This is a genomic window from Mesorhizobium sp. M8A.F.Ca.ET.202.01.1.1, assembly GCF_004791595.1.
Classification (GTDB): domain Bacteria; phylum Pseudomonadota; class Alphaproteobacteria; order Rhizobiales; family Rhizobiaceae; genus Mesorhizobium.
In genome coordinates, this window is record NZ_SRUN01000008.1 from 50,844 (window position 1) to 74,010 (window position 23,167).

The 23,167-nt window shown below is 65.0% G+C and carries 23 protein-coding genes; 10 read left to right on the forward strand and 13 right to left on the reverse strand.

What is annotated here, in order from left to right; genetic code table 11:
• Positions 1-178 precede the first annotated feature (178 nt).
• Both EN845_RS18230 and EN845_RS35530 read right to left on the reverse strand, forming a co-directional pair.
• Positions 179-787, reverse strand: a complete 609-nt coding sequence (locus EN845_RS18230; protein WP_127871113.1) for a class I SAM-dependent methyltransferase — start codon at positions 785-787, stop codon at positions 179-181.
• Between the two features lie 31 nt (positions 788-818).
• Positions 819-989: a hypothetical protein gene (locus EN845_RS35530; protein WP_167531389.1), complete on the reverse strand. Its 171-nt coding sequence runs from the start codon at positions 987-989 to the stop codon at positions 819-821.
• A 103-nt stretch (positions 990-1,092) separates the two neighbouring features.
• Here EN845_RS35530 and EN845_RS18235 point away from each other — a divergent pair, with 103 nt between their 5' ends.
• Entirely contained in the window at positions 1,093-2,013 is a 921-nt protein-coding gene (locus EN845_RS18235; protein WP_127277973.1) for a LysR substrate-binding domain-containing protein, read from the forward strand.
• 101 nt (positions 2,014-2,114) lie between these two features.
• Here EN845_RS18235 and gshB read toward each other — a convergent pair whose 3' ends face one another.
• From gshB to EN845_RS18250, 3 genes are all read right to left on the reverse strand, one after another.
• Positions 2,115-3,056 (reverse strand): glutathione synthase, encoded by a 942-nt coding sequence (gene gshB / locus EN845_RS18240; RefSeq protein WP_127871114.1) that lies wholly within the window; start codon positions 3,054-3,056, stop codon positions 2,115-2,117.
• A 71-nt stretch (positions 3,057-3,127) separates the two neighbouring features.
• The gene (locus EN845_RS18245) at positions 3,128-3,502 is read right to left on the reverse strand and encodes a GtrA family protein (protein WP_127871115.1); all 375 of its coding nucleotides are present in this window, start codon (positions 3,500-3,502) and stop codon (positions 3,128-3,130) included.
• Positions 3,503-3,505: 3 nt separating this feature from the next.
• Entirely contained in the window at positions 3,506-4,507 is a 1,002-nt protein-coding gene (locus tag EN845_RS18250) for a glycosyltransferase (RefSeq protein WP_127871116.1), read from the reverse strand.
• 164 nt (positions 4,508-4,671) lie between these two features.
• Here EN845_RS18250 and EN845_RS18255 point away from each other — a divergent pair, with 164 nt between their 5' ends.
• Positions 4,672-6,465, forward strand: coding sequence for a GtrA family protein (locus EN845_RS18255; RefSeq protein ID WP_127871117.1), 1,794 nt, complete (start codon positions 4,672-4,674; stop codon positions 6,463-6,465).
• A 15-nt stretch (positions 6,466-6,480) separates the two neighbouring features.
• Here EN845_RS18255 and EN845_RS18260 read toward each other — a convergent pair whose 3' ends face one another.
• The gene (locus EN845_RS18260) at positions 6,481-6,822 is read right to left on the reverse strand and encodes an Atu4866 domain-containing protein (RefSeq protein WP_127871118.1); all 342 of its coding nucleotides are present in this window, start codon (positions 6,820-6,822) and stop codon (positions 6,481-6,483) included.
• 5 nt (positions 6,823-6,827) lie between these two features.
• The gene (locus EN845_RS18265) at positions 6,828-7,553 is read right to left on the reverse strand and encodes an SDR family oxidoreductase (RefSeq protein ID WP_127871119.1); all 726 of its coding nucleotides are present in this window, start codon (positions 7,551-7,553) and stop codon (positions 6,828-6,830) included.
• Positions 7,554-7,671: 118 nt separating this feature from the next.
• Between EN845_RS18265 and EN845_RS18270 the strand changes: the two genes are divergently transcribed.
• The 7 genes from EN845_RS18270 to EN845_RS18300 all read left to right on the forward strand — a co-directional run bounded on the left by EN845_RS18270 (position 7,672) and on the right by EN845_RS18300 (position 14,605).
• Positions 7,672-8,556 carry a LysR family transcriptional regulator gene (locus EN845_RS18270; protein ID WP_127277980.1) on the forward strand — a complete coding sequence of 295 codons (885 nt, stop codon included), beginning with the start codon at positions 7,672-7,674 and terminating at the stop codon, positions 8,554-8,556.
• Between the two features lie 118 nt (positions 8,557-8,674).
• Entirely contained in the window at positions 8,675-10,024 is a 1,350-nt protein-coding gene (locus EN845_RS18275; RefSeq protein ID WP_127277981.1) for an EAL domain-containing protein, read from the forward strand.
• A 166-nt stretch (positions 10,025-10,190) separates the two neighbouring features.
• Positions 10,191-10,958 carry an SDR family oxidoreductase gene (locus tag EN845_RS18280; RefSeq protein WP_127277982.1) on the forward strand — a complete coding sequence of 256 codons (768 nt, stop codon included), beginning with the start codon at positions 10,191-10,193 and terminating at the stop codon, positions 10,956-10,958.
• Positions 10,955-11,908 carry a 2-dehydro-3-deoxygalactonokinase gene (locus tag EN845_RS18285; protein ID WP_127871120.1) on the forward strand — a complete coding sequence of 318 codons (954 nt, stop codon included), beginning with the start codon at positions 10,955-10,957 and terminating at the stop codon, positions 11,906-11,908. Before EN845_RS18280 ends, EN845_RS18285 begins: the two co-directional genes overlap by 4 nt.
• Positions 11,905-12,543, forward strand: a complete 639-nt coding sequence (locus EN845_RS18290) for a 2-dehydro-3-deoxy-6-phosphogalactonate aldolase (protein ID WP_127277744.1) — start codon at positions 11,905-11,907, stop codon at positions 12,541-12,543. The genes EN845_RS18285 and EN845_RS18290 overlap by 4 nt, the downstream gene beginning before the upstream one ends.
• Positions 12,543-13,418, forward strand: coding sequence for an SMP-30/gluconolactonase/LRE family protein (locus EN845_RS18295; protein ID WP_127277745.1), 876 nt, complete (start codon positions 12,543-12,545; stop codon positions 13,416-13,418). The genes EN845_RS18290 and EN845_RS18295 overlap by 1 nt, the downstream gene beginning before the upstream one ends.
• Before the next feature lie 128 nt (positions 13,419-13,546).
• A complete protein-coding gene (locus EN845_RS18300; RefSeq protein ID WP_127871121.1) occupies positions 13,547-14,605 on the forward strand; it encodes a D-alanine:D-lactate ligase-like protein in 1,059 nt (352 codons plus the stop codon).
• Positions 14,606-14,736: 131 nt separating this feature from the next.
• On the opposite strand, the gene EN845_RS18305 is transcribed toward EN845_RS18300, so the two are convergent.
• From EN845_RS18305 to dnaK, 6 genes are all read right to left on the reverse strand, one after another.
• Positions 14,737-15,024 (reverse strand): DUF1330 domain-containing protein, encoded by a 288-nt coding sequence (locus EN845_RS18305; RefSeq protein WP_127871122.1) that lies wholly within the window; start codon positions 15,022-15,024, stop codon positions 14,737-14,739.
• Between the two features lie 27 nt (positions 15,025-15,051).
• Positions 15,052-15,765 (reverse strand): orotidine-5'-phosphate decarboxylase, encoded by a 714-nt coding sequence (gene pyrF / locus EN845_RS18310; RefSeq protein WP_167531400.1) that lies wholly within the window; start codon positions 15,763-15,765, stop codon positions 15,052-15,054.
• 11 nt (positions 15,766-15,776) lie between these two features.
• On the reverse strand, positions 15,777-16,373 hold the full coding sequence (locus EN845_RS18315) for an NADPH-dependent FMN reductase (protein ID WP_127871123.1): 597 nt from the start codon (positions 16,371-16,373) through the stop codon (positions 15,777-15,779).
• Between the two features lie 373 nt (positions 16,374-16,746).
• Positions 16,747-17,352, reverse strand: a complete 606-nt coding sequence (gene pmtA / locus EN845_RS18320; RefSeq protein WP_127277748.1) for a phospholipid N-methyltransferase PmtA — start codon at positions 17,350-17,352, stop codon at positions 16,747-16,749.
• A gap of 105 nt (positions 17,353-17,457) precedes the next feature.
• The gene (gene dnaJ, locus EN845_RS18325) at positions 17,458-18,588 is read right to left on the reverse strand and encodes a molecular chaperone DnaJ (RefSeq protein WP_127871124.1); all 1,131 of its coding nucleotides are present in this window, start codon (positions 18,586-18,588) and stop codon (positions 17,458-17,460) included.
• A gap of 198 nt (positions 18,589-18,786) precedes the next feature.
• Complete coding sequence (gene dnaK, locus EN845_RS18330) at positions 18,787-20,703, reverse strand: molecular chaperone DnaK (protein WP_127277750.1); 1,917 nt, start codon at positions 20,701-20,703, stop codon at positions 18,787-18,789.
• A 241-nt stretch (positions 20,704-20,944) separates the two neighbouring features.
• On the opposite strand from dnaK, the gene EN845_RS18335 reads away from it, so the two are divergent.
• Positions 20,945-23,158, forward strand: coding sequence for a hypothetical protein (locus EN845_RS18335; protein ID WP_167531390.1), 2,214 nt, complete (start codon positions 20,945-20,947; stop codon positions 23,156-23,158).
• Positions 23,159-23,167: the final 9 nt, after the last annotated feature.

The window sequence follows — 23,167 nt, forward strand, 5'->3', positions numbered from 1 at the left end:
GAGCGACGTCAACGCGAGACAACCACAGATTTTAGCCCAAGGCAAGAACAATACAGGAACAAAGAGAGGCGTGCGCCTACCGTCGACGGGCTCGCAACTGCCCGCAAGGCGCCTCACCGAGCGCGTGACGATGCGAGCCGCGCAGGATGGAGGCGAATGTTCCGGGAGTCCGTGCAGATCACGACGGCTTCACCGCCAGAAAAGTGTTCCACCCTCGCTCCTTCCTGCCGACGCGGAAGCTGTGGCTGACAAGCTCCATGCCGGCGGCCTCGATGCGCGCCGCGAAGGCGTCCTTGCGCCAGTCGACCGTATGGTATCTGCCGCTTGTTTCGCCGTCGCCGTCGCGCATCGAGACGACAGAGGCACCACCGGGCCGCAACGCCCGCGCGATCTTCTCCAGAACCGGGTCGATCTGGTCGCGCGGCACATGGATCAGCACGGCAAGCGCCACCACCGCGTCATAGGGACCGCCAAGCTCGTCGGTGATCACATCGAGCAGATCGCCGGTCTTGCCGCGTGCTGCCTGCAGTTCGAGAAAGCGCCGCGTCGCGTCGGTCCGCCGGACCTTGACGCCGAGGCCCTCCAGGAAGTCCGCATCGCGGCCAGGTCCGGACCCGATCTCCAGGATTCGGCCGCCCGGCCCGGCGATCGCCGCGGCGCGCTTGAGCGCGGCCTGGTCGTTCGGGTGGGGAACATGTCCGACAATCTCGTCATAACGGACCGCGTAGTCCTCATACGACTCGACCGTCCGACGGCTCTGCGCCAGGGCTTTCGCGGGCACGGTCATCATTCTCTCCGTCTCCGTGCGCCAATCGTGTCTAGCGGATGCTGCCATAAGGCGCGTGGCCGTCGAGCAGGCCGATGTCGCGCTTGAAATGGTCGGACAGCGCGCGCTGATCGAGCAGGCGGCGCGACCGCGATCGGAAGGGAGCAACGAAGAGGTCCAGCATCGGATGACGGACTGTGACGCGCCGCGTGGAAGTGTTCATGGCCATGTCCTTTCGGGTTCGGTCGATGGTTTGAGTGTGCGCTTGCCGGCTCTTGGCTTCCAATCGAACGTCGCTTATCATGCATCAACAGGATTGATGTGTGATGAGCTGGGACCTGCCGCCATTGGGCGCCATCAGGGTGTTTGAAGCCGCATCGCGGCTGGGCAGCTTTACCAAGGCGGCCGAAGAACTCGGCATGACCCAGTCGGCGGCGAGCTACCAGATCAAGGTGCTGGAGGAACGCGCCGGAACACCGCTTTTCGTAAGAAAAACAAGGCAGATCGCCTTGACCGAGGCCGGCGAGCAGCTGGCGCCGCACGCATCGGGTGCCTTCTCGGCGCTGGCCGATGCGTGGGTGGCGACCAAGGGCGGCGCCACCGGCGTCTTGTCGGTCACCACGGTCCAGACCTTTGCCTCGACCTGGCTCGCCGTGCGCCTTGGAGCATTCCAGCTGATGCATCCGGACCTTGCCGTGAAAGTCGACACATCGTCCCGGCTGGCCGATTTTGGGCGCGACGGCATGGATATCGGCATTCGCACCGGCACCGGGAAATGGCCGGGCCTGGCAGCCCACTATCTGTTCAAGGCGGATTACACGCCGATGCTCAGCCCGAGGCTGGTGCGGAGCGTGGGAGGCATCCGCCGGCCCGAGGATCTCTACAAGCTGCCACTATGCTGTTCGACCGATCCCTGGTGGAAGATCTGGTTCGAAGCAGCCGGCGCCCGCTTCGAGCCCGATCGCATCATAGCCGGCCCGGAGCTTGGCACGCAGGCCTACGACGCGATGGCGGCGCTGACCGATCAGGGCGTCGCCATCCTCACCCGCAACCTCTACAGCTCGTTGCTGGCGACAGGACAGCTCATTCAGCCGTTCGAGGCCATGGGGTCCGACGGCGACGGCTACTGGCTGGTGCATTCCGAAAGCCGCCGCAACACCCCGAAGATCAGGCTGTTCAGGGACTGGGTGCTGGCCGAGACGGCTGATGTCAGGGAGCGCGAACAGCGCCGGGTCGAAGAGCCTTGATCAAATCAGGAACATCAGGGGAACCGGTAACCGGACCGGTTGCGCCCCGGTTGTAGCCGGCTGCAAAAAGCGGAACATGGTTAACACAAAATGAAAACGGATTATGTCCGCTTCGCTTCGACAGCGTCCCAGAACAGGCTGGCAATGTCGGCGCCACCAAAACGCTGTACCTCGCGCACTCCGGTCGGCGAGGTCACATTGATCTCGGTCATGTAGTCGCCGATGACATCGATGCCGACCAGGATGAAGCCGCGTTCCCTGAGCGACGGCCCGATGCGGGCGCAGATATCGCGCTCACGCGCCGTCAGCTCGGTTTTCTCGGCTCGGCCGCCGACATGCATGTTGGAGCGGGAATCGTGCTCGGCCGGCACCCGGTTGATGGCGCCGACCGGCTCGCCGTCGATCAGGATGATGCGTTTGTCGCCCTTGCGCACATCCTTCAGGTAGCGCTGCACGATATAGGGCTCGCGGAACAGCTGGCCGAACATTTCGAGCAGCGAGGCGAGGTTGCGGTCGGCCTCGTGCAGATGGAAGATGCCCGCGCCGCCATTGCCGTAGAGCGGCTTGACGATGATGTCGCCGAATTCCTTGCGGAAGGCGGCCACCTCGAGCGGATCCTTGGTGATCAGCGTGTCCGGCATCAGATCGGAAAACTCGGTGACGAAGATTTTTTCCGGGCTGTTGCGCACCCAGGCCGGGTCGTTGACGACCAGCGTCTTCGGATGGATGCGCTCGAGGATATGCGTGGTGGTGATGTAGTTCATGTCGAAGGGAGGGTCCTGGCGCAGCAGGATGACGTCCATCTCCGATAGGTCGGTGCGAACCTTTTCGCCCAGCGAGTAGTGGCTGCCCTTTTCGTCGCGCACCTGCATCTCCTCGATGCGGGCAAACACCTTGCCGTCGCGCAGCGACAGGCGGTCGGGCGTGTAGTGGAACAATTGATGGCCGCGCCGCTGCGCTTCCAGCGACAGCGCGAACGAGGTGTCGCCGGCGATCGACACGGTCGAGACATGGTCCATCTGGACGGCGATTTTCAGCTTCATGGCGGATCCCCAGCGCAGTCAACGCAAGCGATATAAGGGTCCCGGCGCCTTCTGCCAATCGGGCCACGCCGTTAACGGTCGAAGACCAGCCGCGAGTAACCCAGGAAGGACAGCGTCATGGCCACCAGCGAAGCGATGGCAAGCGCCGCCAGTGGTGGCGCCGCCGGCAGCACCAGCAGGACGGCCGAGTAGACGGCATAGTTGACGATGCTGGTGGCGACGCCGACGCCGCCATAGCGGGCGCCTTCCTGTCTCACGCCCCTGCTCGACGGCGAGAAGGCCAGGTGCCGGTTGATCTGCCAGGTGACGCAGAGCGCGAAGCCGATCGACAGCATCCGGGCGACGAAGGGCCCGAGCGGCGTGACGGCGAGCAGCAGCCATAGCGCCGCGGCGTCGGCGACAAAGCCGATGCCGCCGGCGAAGACAAAGCGGACGACGCGTTGCATCGGTCAGGCCGCACGCGAGGCCTTGCCCGGTTGCGGCTTCCGAACCACGTCGCCGGTGCGGCGCTCGACACGGCCCGAAGGCATGGAGAGATAGAAGATCCGCTTCTGCTCGGCGCGCCCACGCGAGACCGAATCGAGGATCAGTCCGGTCACCGCCGCCAGCATGGACAGAAGCAGCAGGCCGACCGACAGCACCCAGGTCGGCATGCGCGGTACCAGGCCGGTCTCGGCGAATTCGACCAGCACCGGCGCCATCAGGAACAGGCTCGAGGCCAGGAAGAACAGCGAAAAGGCGCCGAAGAAGCGCAACGGCTGCGTCTCCTTCATCAGCATGGCGAACATCCACAGGATCCTGGCGCCGTCGCGGAAGGTCGACAGCTTCGACGACGAGCCTTCCGGCCGGCGGCCGTAGTCGAGCGCAATCTCGCTGACCGGCAATTTGAGCTGCGAGGCGTGCACCGACATTTCGGTCTCGATCTCGAAGCCGCCGGAGACGGCGGGGAAGCTCTTGACGAAACGCCTGGTGAAGACGCGGTAGCCGGAGAAAATGTCGGTGAAATCGCTGCCGAACAGCCATTTGTAGAGGCTGTTGAAGGCCCGGTTGCCGAAGGCATGGCCGGCCCTGCCGGCATCGTCGGTGACGCCGCGCCTGGTGCCCACCACCATATCGCAACGCTCGGTCAGGAGCGTGTTGATCAATTGCGGCGCGTCCTCGGGCGCGTAGGTGCCGTCGCCATCGGCCATCAGGTAGATGTCGGCGTCGATGTCGGCGAACATGCGCCGCACCACATTGCCCTTGCCCTGGCGCGGCTCGCGAACCACGATGGCGCCGGCCGCGCGGGCGCGCAGCGCCGTCAGATCCTTCGAATTGTTGTCGTAGACATAGATGGTTGCCGCGGGCAGCGTCTCGCGGAACCGCCGCACCACCTCGGCGATGGTCAGCTCCTCATTATAGCAGGGCAGGAGCACGGCGATGACGGGTTCATGGCTGATGTCTTGCGGCATTTTCGTCTCCGAATGCCTTGTCGACCATGCGGTCGCGCTCCGGAAACCGGCCGCGTTCAGGCGGTTTTACTATTTATTGAAGCCGTTAAGGCTAGGTTTAAGACCGACTTCACGAGTGTCGATTGGCCTGGAAAGGCCCGGCATTCCCGCCAAGGGCGATCGGCATGAGCACAGCAACGGGAACTTCCACAGGGAAGTCCGATATCGCGTTCGCGTTGCTTGCCGCCTTGCTGCTGCTCGGCCTCAATGCCCAGCAGGGATTCCCGCAACTGGCCAATCCGGCGGGCGACAATGACAGCCTGCTGCAACTGGTCGAAGTCCGCGACCTGCTGGCGGGCCAAGGCTGGTTCGACTTGCACCAATACAGAATGGGGCTGGAGGGCGGCTTCGTCATGCACTGGTCGCGGCTGCTCGACGCGCCGCTGGCATTGAGCATCCTTGCCGTTTCGAGCCTGACTGGCAGCGCCGCCCTGGCCGAACAGATCGTGCAAATAGTCTGGCCGGCCCTGCAGTTCTTTATCGCGGTCTTGTTCATCATCCGCGCCGCGCGCGCTTTCGCCGGCCCGCCCGCTGTGCTGCCCGCCGCCGTCGTCGGCGGGGCGGCCTTGTATTACATCGGGATTTTTTCCCCAGGCGCGCTCGATCATCACAATGTCCAGCTGATGCTGACGCTGGCGAGCCTGGCCTTGCTGCTCGAGGCGCCCACGTATCGGCCGGCTGCCCTTGTCGCGGGCATCTGCGCCACGCTGACCCTGGCCATCGGCATGGAAAGCGCGCCCTATGCCGGGGCCCTCGGCGCCGTCGTCGCTCTGCTGTTTCTCGGCAATGGTGACGCCGAAAGGCTGATCGCCAGGGATTTCGGCCTCGGCGTCGCCGGCGTCTCGGCTCTGGTCTTCGCCGCCACCATCCCCGTCTCGTCCTGGGGCCAGGCCCAGTGCGACACGTTCTCGCTCGTGCAGTTCGCCGTCACAGCGCTTGCCGGCACCGGTCTGGCAATCATTGCTTCATGGAGGGCAGCCAACGCGACGGCCGCCCAGCGCCTGATGTCGCTTGGCCTGCTTGCCGTCGCTCTCGCCCTCGTCGTGGCGTTGCTGTTCCCGCAATGCCTGGCGGCGCCCTATGCCCATCTCGACCCGCGCCTGCAGCAGATGTGGCTCGGCTATATCGAGGAGGCGCAGTCGATCGTCCAGCTTGTCGTCGACGATCCGGCAAGGGCCGTGGCGCGTTTTGCCACGCCGCTGGTGGCCATCGTGCTGATGGCGCTCCGTTTCAGCCATGGCGGCTGGCGGCGGCAGGACAGCCTCGTCGCCGCACTGCTGGTCGTGGCGGTCCTGGTCAGCGCCTGGGAAGTGCGCGGCTCGACCTTCTCCATCGCCTTTGCGGTGATCCCGCTTTCGGCCTGGATCGCCAAATGGCGACAGCGGGCCGAAGCCAGCCCGTCCAGCGGCTCGGTACTCAGGATGGCGGCGGCCTGGCTGATCTCGGTCAATGCCATCTGGTCGGGTGCCGCCGAGGCCGCCTCGAGCGCCTTCGCAACTGCTGCACCCGCCAGGGACGCCAGCATCGATGCGCCCTGCAACAGCAAGGCCTCGTTCGCCGTGCTTGGCGCGATGGCCCCCACCACGGTGCTTGCCATCTCCAATCTTGGCTCGCCCATCCTCGCCTTTACCGGTCATCGCGTGTTCGCCGGGCCCTACCATCGCAACGTCGCCGGAAACCTGCTCGTGTTCGATGCATTGCTGGGCTCGGCCACCGACGCCAAAGCCATCGTCGAAAGTCACCATGTCGGCCTTGTCGCGCTCTGCCTCGACAACCCTGAAAGCCGGCTGTTCGCTGCCAGGGCGCCGGACGGTTTTCTGGCCGGGCTGATGCGCGGCAGCGTGCCGGAATGGCTGGAGCCGGTGGCGGAGACCCGTGGCGCTCCTCTGGAACTGTACCGCGTCCGGCTCGGCGGCTGATCCAGCCGGCAGACGCTACTCCTTCCGATACAAGATCATGCCGCCGTGATGCAGCACGCCGTCGATGAACGTGCCATCGGCGGTGAATCCGGTATCGTCCCAATAGTCGATGTGATGCCCCCGGACTTCGTAACGCCCCCGATACGCGCTCTCCCGGGTTCCACGCGCTTCGTCGTACCGGCCATTTGGAAGCAGCTTGTGACGGACATGGCCATCGGCTGTCACCCACATGCCTGCATAGGGATGGCTTTGAGCAATGATTTGCTGGTCGGGATTCATCTGGGCGAGACCTTTCTGCACGGGGACCGCGCCAAAGAGAAGCATGAGCGATGCAAGCAGGGAAAACGACGACGTCATGGCCGCTACCTTGTGGCCGTCGGCCGAATGACGATCTCGTTGACATCGACGTCGTCGGGCTGCTCGATGGCGAAGCGCACCGCGCGGCCGATCGCGTCCGGCTGCAAGGCGATCGCCCGGTAGGTCTTCATGGCTTCGGCCGCCAGCGGATCGGTGATGGAATGGGCCAATTCACTCTCGACCACGCCGGGATGAATGCAGGTCACCCGAATGTCGTCGTTCTCCTGCCTGAGGCCGTCGGAAATCGCCCGCACCGCGTATTTGGTCGCGCAATAGACCGCTGCCGTTGGCGCGACCGAGAGCGCGCCGACCGAAGCGATGTTAATGATGTGGCCGGAGCCTCTCGCGGTCATCTCCGGCAGCACCGCGGCGATCCCGTGCAGCACGCCCTTGATGTTGACGTCGACCATGCGGTCCCATTCGTCGACCTTGAGGGAGGCCATCAGCGAAAGCGGCATCACGCCGGCATTGTTGACGATCACGTCGACGCGTCCCCAGGCTTGTCGCGCCGCCTCGGCAAAGGCAGCGACATCGTTACGGTCGGTGACGTCGAGGCCGCGGATCCTGGCCTCCCCACCGTGCGCGGTGATCTCCTCGGCGAGCGCCTCCAGCCGGTCTGTGCGCCGCGCGCCGAGCATGACTTTCGCCCCGGCGGCGCCGAGTTCGCGGGCAATCCCCGCGCCGATTCCGCTTGATGCGCCGGTAATGAGGACGGTCTTGTCGAGGGGCATGCTTGTCTCCTGTTCCTGGATTGACCGCCGCCTTGCGTCGGTTGCCAGGAAGATAGAATTGCCCCATTGTCGCGTTAAGACAGCCATTTCTTGACGCTATGGAAAGCCACGCTAACCAATGGATCTCAACGCGCTCTCCGTTTTTGCGCTTGTCGCCGAGGAGCGGAGTTTTCGCGCCGCCGCCGACCGGCTGGGTGTCACCCGCTCGGCCGTCAGCCAGACGATCAGGCGGCTGGAAGAGACCATCGGCATAGCGCTTGTGCGGCGCACGACGCGCAGCGTCAGCCTCACCGAGGCGGGGGAGCGGCTCCGCGCCGAAATCGCGCCGGCCATCGCGGACATGCGTGCCGCGGTCGAGGCCGCCGGCAGCTTGCGTGGGCGCCCGCGCGGGCAGTTGCGGCTCGCTGTTTCGTCGATCGCCGAGGGCTTCCTGTCAGGGCCGTTCCTGGCAGCCTTCGCCGAGGCCAATCCGGAGGTTCAGATCGACATCACGGTGACGGACGATGAATTCGATATCGTTGCCCAGGGATACGATGCCGGCGTCAGGCTGGGCGAAGTCATCGAGCAGGACATGATCGCGGTTCCCGTTGCCGGTGACGAGCGGCAGCTGGCTGTCTGCGCGCCAGCCTACCGCGATCGATTTGGTGAGCCTGCGCATCCGAGCGAGCTTGCGGCCCGTCGCTGCATTGGTTGGCGTCCCGCTCCCGGGGTTGCGCCCTACCGATGGGAATTCGCGGTCGACGGCAAGGAGTTCAGCGTCGCCGTCGCCCCGGAGATCACGACAAACGACATGACGTTGATGATCAGGCTCGCTGTCGCCGGCGCCGGCATCACCTTCGGCATGGAACGGAGCTTCCGTCCCTGGCTCGACCGGGGCGAGCTGGTGCCCATCCTGGAGTCCTACTGCCCACGCTTTGCCGGCTTCTATCTCTATTATCCCGGCCGCCGCAACTTGGCGCCGAAGCTGCGCGCGCTTGTCGATCACCTGCAGCGCTTCAGATAGCGTCGTGGGATCGTTGGCGGGTCTCGAAAAATCGATTCAAGCGATACGTTTCCTAAAGGGTTTGCTGCCAGTCTCGAAATAAATTCCGACGACAAAACAGGGACGAACAGGGACACCGATGCAAGCTCCGTTTGGCACCGGTCAGGCAAACAGGGAAAGCACGGATCTGGCGTTCACCGATCCGTTGACCGGGCTTGGCAATCATCGCCGCTTCTTCGACAAGGTCGACCGCCTGATCAGCGACCGCGCCGACGATCCCGCGCCCTTCACCGTCGGCATTCTCGACCTCGACGGCTTCAAGCCGATCAACGATCTGTTCGGCCACAAGGCCGGCGACGACATCCTGATCCAGGTCGCCATGCGGCTGCGTGCCTCGATGGACGGCCATTCGACGGTCTGCCGCATCGGTGCCGACGAATTCGCCTTCCTCTACCCGCTGGTGTTCTCGGAGGATGCGGCGGCTGAAAAATCCCGCATGCTGATCGAGATCCTGTCGGCGCCCTATGATGTCGGCGAGCGCACCGCCAGGCTCTCGGCCTCGGTCGGCTGCTCGCTGTTCTATTCGGGCGACGAGACCACCGAGATCCTCATCAACAAGGCCGAAACGGCGCTCTACCATGCCAAGCGTTCCGGCCGCGGCCGCGTCGTCGTCTACACCCGTGAGATGGAAGAGGCCGCCAAGCGCGTCACCCGCATCGAGCAGGCGCTGCGCCGCGCCGTCTCCGCCGGCGAGGTGGAGCCGCATTTCCAGCCGATCGTCGACCTCACCACGCGCCGCACCATCGGCTTCGAGACGCTGGCGCGCTGGACCGATCGCGATCTCGGCGCGGTGCCGCCGACCGTCTTCATCCCCATCGCCGAGGAGCGCGGCATCATCGGTCCGCTGTCGCAGCTGGTGCTGCGCAAGGCGACCGAAGCCGCCAGGAGCTGGCCGAAGGACCTGTTCCTGTCCTTCAACCTGTCGCCCTCGCAGCTCGTCGACCAGAACACCGGCCTGCACATACTGGCGATCCTCGACCGCACCGGCTTCGATCCGCGCCGGCTGGAGATCGAGATCACCGAGACCGGCCTGATGAACGACCCTGCCTCGGCGGCGCAGATCGTCGAGGATCTGCGCCGCGTCGGCATCCGCGTCTCGCTCGACGATTTCGGCACCGGCCAGTCCTCGCTCGGCCGGCTGCGTGAATTCCATTTCGACAAGCTCAAGATCGACCGCGCCTTCGTCGCCTCCATTCTCGAAGACCGGCCATCCGAGCACATCATCCGCGCCATCCTCGCCATGTGCGAAGGGCTCGGCATGGACGTCGTCGCCGAAGGCATCGAAGAGGAAGCGCAGGCCGACCGGCTGGTCCAGTTCGGTTGCGCCGGCGGACAGGGCTATCTGTTCGGCAAACCGGCCGATGCCGATGCCACATTGGGCTACCTCCGTGATTCCTTCCGTGGCGCCTTGCGCGCCAAAGCGATCTGAGCCCAGGACTTCGGCGCCGCCCGCCATGTGGCGACGCCACTTCGCGGGTCGAGCATGGCACCATCGCCTTTTTGTCAGACATAAGCCCGAAAATGCGTCTTTTCGCCCTTGCCCGCCGGACGTGTCTGGCTAGGATGCGCGCCGGTTGACCCGGGAGACGAAAATCATGATGCCATCGGCGCGGTTTGCCGACCTCGAAGGCGCTTCGGTGCTGATCACCGGCGGCGGCTCCGGCATCGGTGCGGCGTTGACCGAAGGGTTCACGCGCCAGGGCGCCAAGGTCGCCTTCATCGACATCGCCGATGCGCCGAGCATCACGCTCGCCGACCGCGTTGAGAAAGAGCTCGGCCGGCGTCCGCTCTACCTCAAGACCGATCTGCGCGACGTCGAGGCCTTGCGCGCTGCAGCCGCCCGGGCCGCCGACGCGCATGGCGACGTCACCGTGCTGGTCAACAACGCCGCCTGGGACGAACGCCATGAAGTCGAGGACGTCACCGTCGAATTCTGGGACAACAATCTCTCCATCAATCTCAGGCCGCATTTCTTCACCGCGCAGGCGGTGGTGTCAGGCATGAAGCGGGCCGGCGGCGGCTCGATCATCAATTTCACCTCGACCTCCTACCTGATCAACCATCCCGACATGCCGGCCTATACCGCTGCCAAGGCGGGCATACTCGGCCTCACCAAGGGGCTGGCCGGCAAGCTCGGGCCCGATCGCATCCGCGTCAACGCCGTCGCGCCCGGCTGGGTGATCACCGAGCGGCAGCAGGAGCGCTGGGTGACCGAACAGGCGCTCGCCGCCCATGTCGCCAAGCAGTGCATCAGGGACGTCATGCGGCCGGACGACATGGTTGGCACGGTGCTGTTCCTGGCCTCGGACGCTTCGCGCATGTTGACCGCGCAGATGCTGATCGTCGATGGAGGCTTCCTGTGAGCCCAGCCAGCAACGTTCCGGCGGTTGCCGCGCTCGATTGGGGCACGACCCGGCTCCGGGCCTGGCTGATCGACGGCGCCGGCAAGGTGCTTGCCGAGCGTCGCGGCGACGACGGCCTGATCACCGCGCGCGAAAAGGGCTTCGCCAACGTTCTGGAGAGCCATCTGACGGCGATGGGTGCGCCGGAGGAATTGCCCGTCATCATCTGCGGCATGGCCGGTTCGCGCCAGGGTTGGCTCGAGGCGCCCTATGTCAGCGTGCCGTCGCCGCTCGGCGCCATTCTCGGCGGCGCCGCCCGTGTGCCTGATCAGAAACGTGACATCCGTATCGTTCCCGGCCTTGCCCAGCGCCTGGCCGACGCGCCCGACGTCATGCGCGGCGAGGAAACGCAGTTGGCCGGCGCCGGCCTGCCGGCCAAGGGCCGCCATCTCGTCTGCATGCCCGGTACCCATTCGAAATGGGTGCTGGTCGAGGACGGCGCCGTCACCGGCTTTGGCACCTGGCCGACGGGCGAGCTGTTTTCCGTGCTTGCCGCGCACTCGATCCTGCGCCATTCGCTGGGCGAACATCCCAGCCCGGTTGCTGCCGACAATCCGTTCTTCCGCCGCTGGTGCGAAATCGCACTGGGCGAGGGTGGTGACGTCACCTCGCGGCTGTTTGCCATCCGCGCCGCCGGCCTGCTCCAGGATTTGAAGGCCGATGATGCGGCCGCCTGCCTGTCCGGCCTGCTGATCGGCGGCGAGATTGCCTCCGCCCGGCGCCGGCACGGCGCCGGCGCGACATCGGTGGTGCTGGTTGCCTCGGGCGCGCTGGCCGTGCTCTACCAGGCGGCGCTCGGCCTTGCCGGGCTTGGCCTGCGCACCGTCGACGCCGACGAAGCAGTACGCGCCGGGCTGATCGAAGCCGCGCGCGAGAACGGCATGATCGCCAGAACCGGAGCAGCCCTATGAGCCAGACCGCACCTTTTCCCAAACTCAAGCGCGGCCTGGTCGCCATCCTGCGCGGCCTGAAGCCCACCGAGGCGATCGCCATGGGCCAGGCGCTGTTCGACGCCGGCATCGAGGCGATCGAGGTGCCGCTCAACTCGCCCGAACCGTTCTCGTCGATCGCCAGGATTGTCGAAGTGCTGCCGAAAACGGCCCTGGTCGGCGCCGGCACCGTGCTGACGGCGGCCGATGTCGACAGCCTGCACCGGGCCGGCGGTCGATTGCTGGTCAGCCCCAACATCGATGCCGAGGTGATGGGCCGCGCCAAGACATATGGCATGGTCACCATGCCTGGCGTGTTCACCCCTACAGAAGCTTTCCAGGCGATCCGGCTCGGCGCTTCGGCGCTGAAATTCTTTCCCGCCAGCGTGCTCGGCGCATCGGGCATTTCCGCGATCCGGGCCGTACTGCCGGCGCAGACGCTGGTCGGCGCGGTCGGCGGCGTTTCGGACAAGGATTTTGCCGGCTACAAGGCGGTTGGCGTGACGGTCTTCGGGCTTGGCTCCAGCCTGTTCAAGCCTGGCACGAGCGTCGACGACGTAGCGGCGCGCGCACACGCCGCCGTCGCTGCCTGGGACGCGGCATTCGGAGACGCATGATGAGCGAGGTTTCGGTTTTCTCCGACCATGTCTGCGAGCTCGGCGAAGGGCCAAGCTACGATCCCGCCACCGATGCGTTGTACTGGTTCGATATCGTCAACTGTCGGCTCCTGGAGAAATCCGTGGCCGGCGGTGCGCTGAAGATCCACGAGCTTGGCCAGATGGCGAGCGCCATCGCCATCATCGACGACAAGCGTCAGCTGATCGCCACCGAGACCGGCCTCTTCGTCCGCGACGTCGCGACCGGCCGGATGACGCTGCATACGCCTGTCGAGGCAGACAACCCCCTTACCCGCTCCAACGATTCCCGTGTCCATCCCTGCGGCGCCTTGTGGATGGGGACGATGGGCAAGAGCGAGGCAAAGGGCGCCGGTTCGATCTACTGGTTTTTCAAGGGCGAACTGCGCAAGCTATTCTCCGGCATCACCGTGTCGAACTCGATCTGTTTCTCCGGGGATGGCGCGCTCGCCTATTACACCGACACCTCGACCGGCCTGCTGATGCGCGTCGCCTGTAATCCGGCGACCGGCCTGCCCGCTGGAGAACCAAATGTGTTCGTCGATCACCGCTCGTCCAAGGGCTATGTCGATGGGTCGGTCGTCGACCACGATGGCGTGCTGTGGAACGCCGTCTGGGGCGGCAAGGCGGTCAAGGCCTATTCGCCCGACGGCACATTGTTGCGCGAAATTGCGATGCCGGTGACGCAGCCTTCCTGCCCGGCTTTCGCCGGCGCGAAGGCGGACCGGCTGGCGGTGACGTCGGCCTGGAAGGGCAAGGACGAGAAGCAGCGCCAGCTCGACCCGCAGGCCGGCATGACGTTCGTCCTCGACATCAAGGTCAACGGCCGCTTCGAGCCACGCGTGCTGATCGCCTGAACGAAGGTGGCCGATAAACGTCCTCGCCGGCGTTGTCACGCAACCGTCCGGGACGGTCGGTTTCGCGAAAGCCCACGGCATGCGCCGTGCGATGCTGGGCGATCACATAGCCGGGATTCAATCATCGCATGTCCAGCCGCAGGCCAGAACTGATCCTCGTCCACGAGCCGGAGAAGGCTTGCTTCGAGCGCCTGGTCGCCGAGGGCTATGCGCCGAAGCGTGCCGCCGAGATTTCGTCCTACCTGGCGCAGTCGACCGACCTCGCGCCCGAATTCGACACGCTCGCCGCAGCCTGTGACAGCCGCGGCCTCGCCTTCGCCGCGGTGGAGCTGGACGATGCCGCAAGCGCGCTCACCGGAGCCGATCCGGCCACGACGCTGGTCTGGACGCTGACCGACGGCATCGCCTATTTCCGTGGCGGCGGCGCACCCGCGCTGGCGCGGCTCAATGGCCTGAGAACGATCGGCGCGGACGATTCGCTGTTCGCGCTCTGCCAGGACAAGTTCCGCTCCGGCGCCGTGCTTGGCGCGCTCGGCCTGCCGGCGCCGCAGGCGGGACTTGCCCGCAATGGAAACTGGCTGGTCGAGCCGCCGGCCTCCGCTGCCGGCTGGTTCGTCAAGCCCAACAGGCTCGGCGCCAAGATCGGCATCTGGCCGGATTCGCGCGTAGCCGATCTCGGCCACGCGCTGGAGCTCAGCCGCCGTGTTTTCGCGGCCTATCGCGACGATGTCGTCGTCCAGCCCTATGTCGCCGGCCGCAATGTGCGCGCCAGCTTCCTCGGCCTGACGCCGGAAACCGGCGTCGAGGCGCTTGGCGTCGCCTTTGTCGAGTCAGGCGCGGACTTCCAGACCATGGCGGACAGCCTGGCGCTTTATGGTGACACCGGTGAGGCGGCGAAGACTGCCGGGCACTATGCCGAACCCGAACTCGCTCCAGTCGCGGACAGCCAGCCGGTGGCCGATGCGAGGATCAGGGTGATCGCCGAACGGCTGATCAGCGGGCTCGGCCTGCGCGACGTGTTTTCCATCGACCTGCGCGTCGAGGCAGATGACACGGTTCATCTCATCGAGTTCGAGGTCTGCCCCGGCCTGCCGTGCTTCGATTTCCGCGCCTACTGCCGCCAGCAATGGGCGCTGGGCCTGACCGACGCGATGGCGGAAACCGCCGCAAGCCGGTTGCGCCCATGACGTCAGGGATGGCGGCGCGACACCCCCTCGCAATCGGCATCCGACGGCTAAGCAAGGAGCGACGCGGCGCGGACATGCCGTGACTTCGATCCGTTGCGACGGTGCGGAATTCCGCTCGGCCGCCCCCGGACCTAAATGCCTTCGACCAGCACGATCTCGCCGTCGGCGACCTTCTGGCGGATGGCGACCGCGCGCTGATACTCCGGCGAGTGATAGCAGTCATGCGCGGCGGCGAGCGATGGAAATTCGATGATGACATTGCGCGCGCGGCCCTGACCCTCGGCTTTCTCGTGTTCACCGCCGCGGGCGAGAAAAGTCGCGCCAAAGCGCTCGAAGGCCGGCTTGGCGGCCGCGACATAGTCCTTGTAGCCTTCGGCGTCGCGCACATCGACACGTGCGATCCAGTATCCCTTGGGCATTCTCTTTTCTCCTATCGTGCTGGCTCGTCAGGCCGAGCGCATTTCTTCCAGAATGGCCTCGGCCGCCGCGCGCCGGTCGCTTGCCGCGACGATCGGCCGTCCGACGACCAGATGGCTGGCGCCGTTGCGGACCGCCTGCGCCGGCGTCACAACGCGCTTCTGGTCGCCATGGTCGCTGCCGGCCGGCCGGATGCCGGGCGTCACCACCGCCATGTCCGGGCCGACGATGCGGCGCACCGCTTCGGCTTCCGCGGCCGAGCAGACGATACCTCCCATGCCGGCATGCAGCGCCTGTTCCGAGCGCCTCAGCACCAGCGTGTGCGGGTCATATTCATAGCCGACATCGATCATGTCCTGCTCATCCATCGAGGTCAGCACGCTGACGGCGAGCAGGCAAAGCTCGCTGCCGCGCGCTGCCTCCACCGCCGCCTGCATCGCCTTGGGATAGGCATGGATGGTCAGCATGGTCATGCCCATCTTGACGATGTTCTCGACGCCCTTGGCCACCGTGTGGTCGATGTCGAGCAGCTTCATGTCGAGGAAGATTTTCGTTCCGCCGCTGGCCAGCTCCCTGGCAAAGTCGAGCCCGCCGGCAAAGGCCAGCTGATAGCCGATCTTGTAGAAGGAGACGACGCCGTCGAGCTCGCGCACCGCCTGCTCGGCCTCCTTCACGGTCGGCACGTCGAGGCCGACGATCAGTCGCTCTTGCATGGATTGGGCCTGCATGGAATGGGCCTGCATGGTTGCGGCGGTCACACCTCGACCCTGGTCGACAGCATGCGCGAGGTCTCGATCAGCGTGCGGCATAGGTGCTCCATCGATTTGTGCAGTCTTTCGTCACGGAAATGGCCGTCCCCGTCGAAGGCGTCGCCACCCTCCGGCACCGAGCATTCGGGCGTCACCACCTCCATCTGGCAGCGCACCAGCACGGCGCGCAGATGGTTGATGCAGCGTATGCCGGCGAAGTGTCCGTTGGAGGACGAGCAGAGGCCCGCGACCTTGCCGGCAAGCGGCCTGACCGATCGGCCGCCATCCCGTCGCACCCGGCTCACCCAGTCGATCGTGTTCTTGAGCAATGGCGGGATCGAGCCGTTATATTCGGGCGTCGCGATCAGCAGCCCGTCATGAGCGGCGATCAGCCGCGCCAGCTTCTGGGCGTTTTCGGGGACGCCTCTTTCCATTTCCAGGTCTTCGTCGAGGATCGGCAAGGGATAGTCTGCGAGCGAAACGCGGGTGACCTCGGCGCCCTGCACCGCAAGTTCCTTCTGCGCCACGTCGGCGGTCCTGCCGCTATAGGCGCCTGTGCGCACCGAGCCGGCGAAGACGAGGATTTTCGGGATCACTGCCATTGGCCAACCTTGTTCTGGGACACGTACAGCGAAGGTTCGATCAAATCAACGCATCGGCGCCATAAAACGCTCGGTATTGGCCGAAGCCCCCGACTTCGTCATCCCTGGGCGAAGCAGGAGCGAAGCTCCGTCGCGGAGACCCTGGGATCCATTCCGTGACCTTGGACGTAGAGTGCAGCGGAGCAGAATTCTTCTTCGCCGCGGCACGTCGAGGTCGCGGCATGGATCCCTTGGGCTGCGAAGCAACGCCAGGGGTCTGCGCCGCGTCGCTGCGCTCCTTGCTCCGCCCGTGGATGACGAAATGAGGGATGTTTCGGCCAATCGCCAAGCTATGCAGCCAGCATCAGGAACCGCGAACGGCTCAGCGCGTCCGCTAATGCGCTTCGCGCCGGTAGATCCACAGCTGCGTCGGCGGGATGTTGCGGAAGATGAAGTCGAAATGCTTGACCGTGTAGTCGCCGCGGCCCGCCGGGATCGGCGACATCGGACCATAGGTCAGCTGGACGATCGGCCGTCCGGCCGGGATGCGATCGAGCAGGCTTTCGATATAGGCGATACGCTGGGCGACCGGGAAGTTGAGCAGCGGCACCCCGGAAACGACGCTATCGAAGATCATCCCGCGCCTCTCGCCAAGCGTGGCGTTGAGGTTGAAGGCATCGCCCTCGATGACGTTGACGCCGGGATAGAGCTGGCGCAGATGGCGCACGAAATCGGTGGAATATTCGACCGCGTAGAGGTTTTCGGGCCGCACGCCCTGGGCGAGGATGGCGCGGGTGATGACGCCGGTGCCGGGACCGACCTCGAGCACCGGCAGGCCGGACTTCGGGTTGACGATCGAGGCCATCTTGCGCGCGGTGATCGAACTGGTCGGAACGATGGAGCCGACAGTCTTCGGCTTGTCGATCCAGCCCTTGAAGAATTTGAGTTCGTCGTCGAACTTCTCGGCAAACGCCTTCCGCAGTCCGTGACCACGTGCCATGCAAGCTCTCCTCAGCGCGCCCCTTGGAAGCTACTTAACATCTGGGTGACGCAAGGCAAGGCACGGCCATGCCTATGTCGTGGATAAGATAGCTTTGGTCGCGTCTCAACGTTCGCCGAAAGACTCGAAAAAGTCCTTCATGCGAGCGAAAAAGCCGCTCGATTGGGGCGAATTGTCCTGCGAGGAGAGTTGTTCGAACTCCTCCAGCAGCTCGCGCTGGCGGCGCGACAGGTTCTGTGGCGTCTCGACCGCGGTCTGGATGTAGAGGTCGCCGACATTGGGCTGGCGCAACACCGGCATGCCCTTGCCCTTGAGGCGGAACTGACGTCCGTTCTGCGTGCCTTCGGTGACCTTCACCTTGGTCTGTGTGCCGTCGAGCGTCGTCACCTCGAAGGAGCCGCCAAGGGCCGCCGTCGTCATCGAGATCGGCACCTTGCAATAGAGGTCGGCACCGTCGCGCTGGAAGAATTCGTGCGGCTTGACCGCCAGGAAAATATAGAGGTCGCCCGACGGCCCGCCGCGCAGGCCGGCCTCGCCTTCATTGGCCAGCCGGATGCGGGTGCCGTCCTCGATGCCGGCCGGGATGTTGACCGAGAGCGAGCGCTCCTCGGTGACGCGGCCCTGGCCGGCGCATTTCGGGCACGGGTCCTTGATCGTCTGGCCGCGGCCCTGGCATTGCGGGCAGGTCCGCTCGATCGAGAAGAAGCCTTGCGTGGCGCGCACCTTGCCGTGGCCGTTGCACATCGAGCAGGTAACCGGCTGGGTGCCGGGCTTGGCGCCGCTGCCGGAGCATTCCGTGCAGGATATCGAAGCCGGCACGCGGATTTGCGCGGTCTTGCCCGCGAAGGCTTCCTCCAGCGAGATTTCCATGTTGTAGCGCAGGTCGGCGCCGCGCTCGCGGCCACCGGAAGAGCGGCGCTGGCGGCCGCCCATCATGTCGCCGAAAATATCCTCGAAGATGTCGGCGAAGCCGCCGGCGCCAAAGCCTTGCGCGCCGCCATTCATGCCGCCCTGCTCGAAGGCGGCGTGACCGAAACGGTCATAGGCCGCGCGCTTCTGCGGGTCCTTCAGCGTCTCATAGGCTTCGTTGATTTCCTTGAACTTGTGCTCGCAGGAATGATCGCCGGGGTTGCGATCGGGATGGAACTGCATGGCGAGCTTGCGAAAAGCGCTCTTGAGCGCCTTCTCGTCGGCGCCCTTTTGCACGCCCAGCGTTTCGTAGAAATCAGCTTTCATTTTTTCCCGCAGTCCGGATCAACGTCTTGATGCATTGTTGCGTCGTTTGCCGGCATGTTGTCTCGATTTAGGATCGGTGCCGCCCGGATGCCAGTGCCGGTGTGCGCCTGTCCGGGTTTTTCTGTTATTTTTTCCGCGAGGGTTGCAAAAAAGCCCGGCCTGCGCCGGGCTTTTCGCATTATCTTGCCGTCAGGCCGTTCAGGCCGACTTCTTCTTGTCGTCGTCCTCGTCGATTTCCTCGAAATCGGCATCGACCACGTCGGAGTCCTTGGCCGCATCCGCCTTGGCGTCGGCTTCCGCCGCTTCCTTCTGCGAGGCCTCGTACATGGCCTGGCCAAGCTTCATGGAAGCTTCGGCAAGCGTCTGGCTCTTGGCCTCGATGTCGGCCGGGTCATCGCCTTCCGCAGCGGTCTTGAGCGCCGCGATGGCGTCCGAAATCGCCGTGCGCTCGGCTTCGGAGACCTTGTCGCCATATTCCTTCAGCGACTTCTCCGAGGAATGCACCAGCGCTTCGGCCTGGTTGCGGGCCTCGACAACGGCGCGACGCTTCTTGTCGGTGTCGGCATTGGCCTCGGCGTCCTTGACCATCTTCTCGATGTCGGCGTCCGAAAGACCACCCGAGGCCTGGATGCGGATCTGGTGCTCCTTGCCGGTGCCCTTGTCCTTGGCCGAGACGTTGACGATGCCGTTGGCGTCGATGTCGAACGTGACTTCGATCTGCGGCACGCCGCGCGGCGCAGGCGGAATGCCGACCAGGTCGAACTGGCCGAGCGCCTTGTTGTCGGCGGCCATTTCACGCTCGCCCTGGAAGACGCGGATGGTCACGGCCGACTGCGAATCCTCGGCCGTCGAGAACACCTGGCTCTTCTTCGTCGGGATGGTCGTGTTGCGCTCGATCAGCCTGGTGAACACGCCGCCCAGCGTCTCGATGCCGAGCGACAACGGCGTCACGTCGAGCAAAAGCACGTCCTTGACGTCGCCCTGCAGCACGCCGGCCTGGATGGCGGCGCCGAGTGCGACGACCTCATCCGGGTTGACGCCCTTGTGCGGCTCCTTGCCGAAGAACTGCTTCACGATCTCCTGGATCTTGGGCATGCGGGTCATGCCGCCGACCAGGACCACTTCGTCGATCTCGCCAGCCTTCAGGCCGGCATCCTTCAGCGCCGCCTTGCACGGTTCGATGGTGCGCTGGACGAGATCCTCGACCAGGCTTTCGAACTTGGCGCGGGTCAGCTTCAGCGTCAGGTGCTTCGGGCCGGTCGCGTCGGCGGTGATGAAGGGCAGGTTGATCTCGGTCTGCGTCGTCGACGACAGCTCGATCTTGGCCTTCTCGGCCGCTTCCTTGAGGCGCTGCAGGGCAAGCTTGTCGGCCTTGAGGTCGATGCCCTGTTCCTTCTTGAACTCGGCCGCCAGATACTCGACCAGGCGCATGTCGAAATCCTCGCCGCCGAGGAAGGTGTCGCCATTGGTCGACTTCACCTCGAACACGCCGTCGCCGATTTCCAGCACCGAAATGTCGAACGTGCCGCCGCCAAGGTCATAGACGGCGATGGTCTTGCCTTCTTTCTTGTCCAGGCCGTAGGCGAGTGCCGCGGCCGTCGGCTCATTGATGATGCGCAGCACTTCGAGGCCGGCGATCTTGCCGGCGTCCTTGGTGGCCTGGCGCTGGGCGTCGTTGAAATAGGCCGGAACGGTGATGACCGCCTTCTCGACCTTCTCGCCGAGATAGGCTTCCGCCGTTTCCTTCATCTTCTGCAGGATCATGGCCGAGATCTGGCTGGGCGACTGCTTCTTGCCGCCGGCCTCGACCCAGGCATCGCCATTGTCGCCCTTGACGATCTTGTAGGGGACAAGCTTCTTGTCCTTCTCCGTCACCGGATCGTCATAGCGGCGGCCGATCAGGCGCTTGACCGCGAAGATGGTGTTTTCAGGATTGGTGACCGCCTGGCGCTTGGCCGGCTGGCCGACGAGACGTTCGCCGTCGCCCGAGATGGCGACGATGGAAGGCGTCGTGCGCGCGCCTTCCGCATTCTCGATCACCTTCGGTTCCTTGCCATCCATGATGGCGATGCAGGAGTTGGTGGTGCCGAGATCGATACCGATTACTTTTGCCATTTTTCTAGTCTCTCCGCTAAGCAGGCTCTCAGGACCCGGTAAAGGCGTTCCGATGAAAGCCCCTGTTCACAAGAAATCCCGTCCGGCCACCGGTTGTCCGGCGCCGCACGGCTTGGCGCGTATATAAGAACAGGCGGCATCGCGCGCAAGCATTCTGCGCAAGGCTTCCATGAACCTTTCCACGCCGGCCAGCGACTGATGTCCAGGTGCCGCATGGTGCGGCCCCGGAAAGGAAGCCCCCATGACCAGCAACCCAGAGACTCCGCGGTCTCCGGGACCAACAGGAGCTCGGCGCGACCACCGCCTTCGGGACGGGGTCGATGCGCTGGGCTTTCCGCTGATTCCGTTGACCCTGCGCAGGAGCAGGCGTATCGTCACTATGAGGAAAGCAGACAATTCAATCAGGGAAGAACGAGCCGGACCGCCGCGACTTGCCCTGATTTGTGCGGCAAGTCCGGACGTCTCTCCCCTGGACTACGGGGGTAGTGTCATGTCTCGCATCCGCGGCTCGTTCGTGCCTTCTTCAGAGTTAGACGGCCGCTTGCGCGGTGCCTTGCAGGCCACAGGCTTGCTGGCTCTCGCGCTTGCCGCCAGCCTGTGGCTGGGCGGCGCGGCCAGGGCGCAGGAAACCCAGATCATTTATCCCGGCTCGATGGCGGTCACCGGCTTTCCCGGCACCATCATCCCCAATTTCGACGAGGGGCTGCCGCCCGGCGTCGATCCGGTCGACGAAACCTTCATCGACACCTCGCGCGCCACCTTGCGCGTGTTCGACGTTTCGCACCTGGGCGGTCCGGCCTCCGGCCAGCTCGTCTTCACGCCGCCGCCTTTCGAGGTGACGGCAGGCCAGATCGGTGAGGTGTTCGGCCTCACCTACGATGACGGCGTGCGCGACGGTGTGCCGTCCGGCATTCCCAACCTCTATGCCGCCGCCACGTCGCTGCATGGCATCGAGATCGTCACGCCGGACGCCGACAAGGACGGCAGGCCGGAGCGGCAGCGCCGCGGCACGGCGGGCGCCACTTTCATGGATGGCCAGTTCGGCACCGAAAACGGCGGCGGACCGGGCACCATCTGGAAGATCGACGGCATCACCGGCCAGGTCGCCAAATTCGCCGATCTCGACACCAACAGCGGTCCCGGCATCGGCAATCTCACCTTCGATCCCGTCCACCGCCAGTTCTTCGCCTCCGATCTCGACACCGGCCTCATCCATCGCATCGACGCCAACGGCAGACTGATCGACACTTTCGACCATGGTGTCGCCGGCCGCCCGGCGCATGGGCTGGCCCCGGTCGCTGATGATGGCGCTATAATGGACATACAGGGCGCGGCCTTCGACACCGAAGACCCCGACAGCTGGGGCTACACCCAGGATGAGCGCCGCGTCAGGGCCGTCTCCTATCATGGCGGCCGGCTCTACTATTCGGTTGGCGAAAAGTCGGAAATCTGGTCGGTGGGCATCGCCCGCGACGGCACCTTCGCCGGCGATCCGCGCTGGGAACTGACGGTCAAGGCCGACAAGGACTACGCCGTCACCGACATCGCCTTCGACAACAGCGGCTTCATGTATCTCGCCCAGCGCGGCCCGGTCGAAAACCGCTACGACTACAGCCGCTTCGCCGATTCCGGCAAGGGCGAGGTAATCCGCTACTTCAGAGAGAATCCCGACGATCCCTCGACGGAATCGGTCTGGGTCGAAGCGCCGCAGGAATATGCTGTCGGCTTCCCGCAAGGCAACAGGCAGTCGGCCGGCGGTCTCGACCTGCAATATGGCTACGATGCCGACGGCAATCTCGACACCTCGGTCTGCACCCAGACCTTGGTCAACACCGGCGACAAATTGCGCGACAACCCCGAGCTTGCCGAAAAACTCGCGGCTGGCGGGCCGCTTGCGGTCCATGGCGTGCAGATCACGCCCAGGGACTTGGTCAAGCCGGCCAACGTGCCGCCCTCCGGCTCCTGGTTCGTCGATTTCGACGGCTATTTCGAGGATCCCGAAGTGGAAGGCCATGTCGGCGACGTCGCCGTCTGGCATCCCTGCGAGGGCCGTGCCGGCTATTACGAGGAAATACCGGGCGGCTATGAGCCTCCCTTCTACCCGCCGGACTTTCCACCGCCCGGCAATCTGCCTCCGTGTCTCGATGTCGAGGACGTGCAATTCTACTGCACGCCGCGCGGCCTCGAGGCCGATCTCTATCTCCATGACCATGCCGGCTTCGGCGGCGATTCGATCAAGGTCCAGTCCAGGACGCCAGGCGTCGGGGTGACCTCACCCATGTCGCATGCGCCAGGCAAGCCGTACACGATCGACATCACCGGCCACTATCCGGGCGACAGAGTGGATGTCGGGCTGTGCTTCTACAGGAAGTCCGACAAGGACAAGGGTGGCTACTACCCTTGCTGCAAGATGACCTTGCCGCTCCGCACCCCAGCCGTCAGCTGCGAACGTTGAGGAGGCAAA

Bases quoted from the DNA above. Each gene is read 5' to 3' on its own strand.
- EN845_RS18230 (WP_127871113.1), bottom strand. From the start codon at position 787: ATGACCGTGCCCGCGAAAGCCCTGGCGCAGAGCCGTCGGACGGTCGAG.
- EN845_RS35530 (WP_167531389.1), bottom strand. From the start codon at position 989: ATGAACACTTCCACGCGGCGCGTCACAGTCCGTCATCCGATGCTGGAC.
- EN845_RS18235 (WP_127277973.1), top strand. From the start codon at position 1,093: ATGAGCTGGGACCTGCCGCCATTGGGCGCCATCAGGGTGTTTGAAGCC.
- gshB (WP_127871114.1), bottom strand. From the start codon at position 3,056: ATGAAGCTGAAAATCGCCGTCCAGATGGACCATGTCTCGACCGTGTCG.
- EN845_RS18245 (WP_127871115.1), bottom strand. From the start codon at position 3,502: ATGCAACGCGTCGTCCGCTTTGTCTTCGCCGGCGGCATCGGCTTTGTC.
- EN845_RS18250 (WP_127871116.1), bottom strand. From the start codon at position 4,507: ATGCCGCAAGACATCAGCCATGAACCCGTCATCGCCGTGCTCCTGCCC.
- EN845_RS18255 (WP_127871117.1), top strand. From the start codon at position 4,672: ATGAGCACAGCAACGGGAACTTCCACAGGGAAGTCCGATATCGCGTTC.
- EN845_RS18260 (WP_127871118.1), bottom strand. From the start codon at position 6,822: ATGACGTCGTCGTTTTCCCTGCTTGCATCGCTCATGCTTCTCTTTGGC.
- EN845_RS18265 (WP_127871119.1), bottom strand. From the start codon at position 7,553: ATGCCCCTCGACAAGACCGTCCTCATTACCGGCGCATCAAGCGGAATC.
- EN845_RS18270 (WP_127277980.1), top strand. From the start codon at position 7,672: ATGGATCTCAACGCGCTCTCCGTTTTTGCGCTTGTCGCCGAGGAGCGG.
- EN845_RS18275 (WP_127277981.1), top strand. From the start codon at position 8,675: ATGCAAGCTCCGTTTGGCACCGGTCAGGCAAACAGGGAAAGCACGGAT.
- EN845_RS18280 (WP_127277982.1), top strand. From the start codon at position 10,191: ATGATGCCATCGGCGCGGTTTGCCGACCTCGAAGGCGCTTCGGTGCTG.
- EN845_RS18290 (WP_127277744.1), top strand. From the start codon at position 11,905: ATGAGCCAGACCGCACCTTTTCCCAAACTCAAGCGCGGCCTGGTCGCC.
- EN845_RS18295 (WP_127277745.1), top strand. From the start codon at position 12,543: ATGAGCGAGGTTTCGGTTTTCTCCGACCATGTCTGCGAGCTCGGCGAA.
- EN845_RS18300 (WP_127871121.1), top strand. From the start codon at position 13,547: ATGTCCAGCCGCAGGCCAGAACTGATCCTCGTCCACGAGCCGGAGAAG.
- EN845_RS18305 (WP_127871122.1), bottom strand. From the start codon at position 15,024: ATGCCCAAGGGATACTGGATCGCACGTGTCGATGTGCGCGACGCCGAA.
- pyrF (WP_167531400.1), bottom strand. From the start codon at position 15,765: ATGCAGGCCCATTCCATGCAGGCCCAATCCATGCAAGAGCGACTGATC.
- EN845_RS18315 (WP_127871123.1), bottom strand. From the start codon at position 16,373: ATGGCAGTGATCCCGAAAATCCTCGTCTTCGCCGGCTCGGTGCGCACA.
- pmtA (WP_127277748.1), bottom strand. From the start codon at position 17,352: ATGGCACGTGGTCACGGACTGCGGAAGGCGTTTGCCGAGAAGTTCGAC.
- dnaJ (WP_127871124.1), bottom strand. From the start codon at position 18,588: ATGAAAGCTGATTTCTACGAAACGCTGGGCGTGCAAAAGGGCGCCGAC.
- dnaK (WP_127277750.1), bottom strand. From the start codon at position 20,703: ATGGCAAAAGTAATCGGTATCGATCTCGGCACCACCAACTCCTGCATC.
- EN845_RS18335 (WP_167531390.1), top strand. From the start codon at position 20,945: ATGACCAGCAACCCAGAGACTCCGCGGTCTCCGGGACCAACAGGAGCT.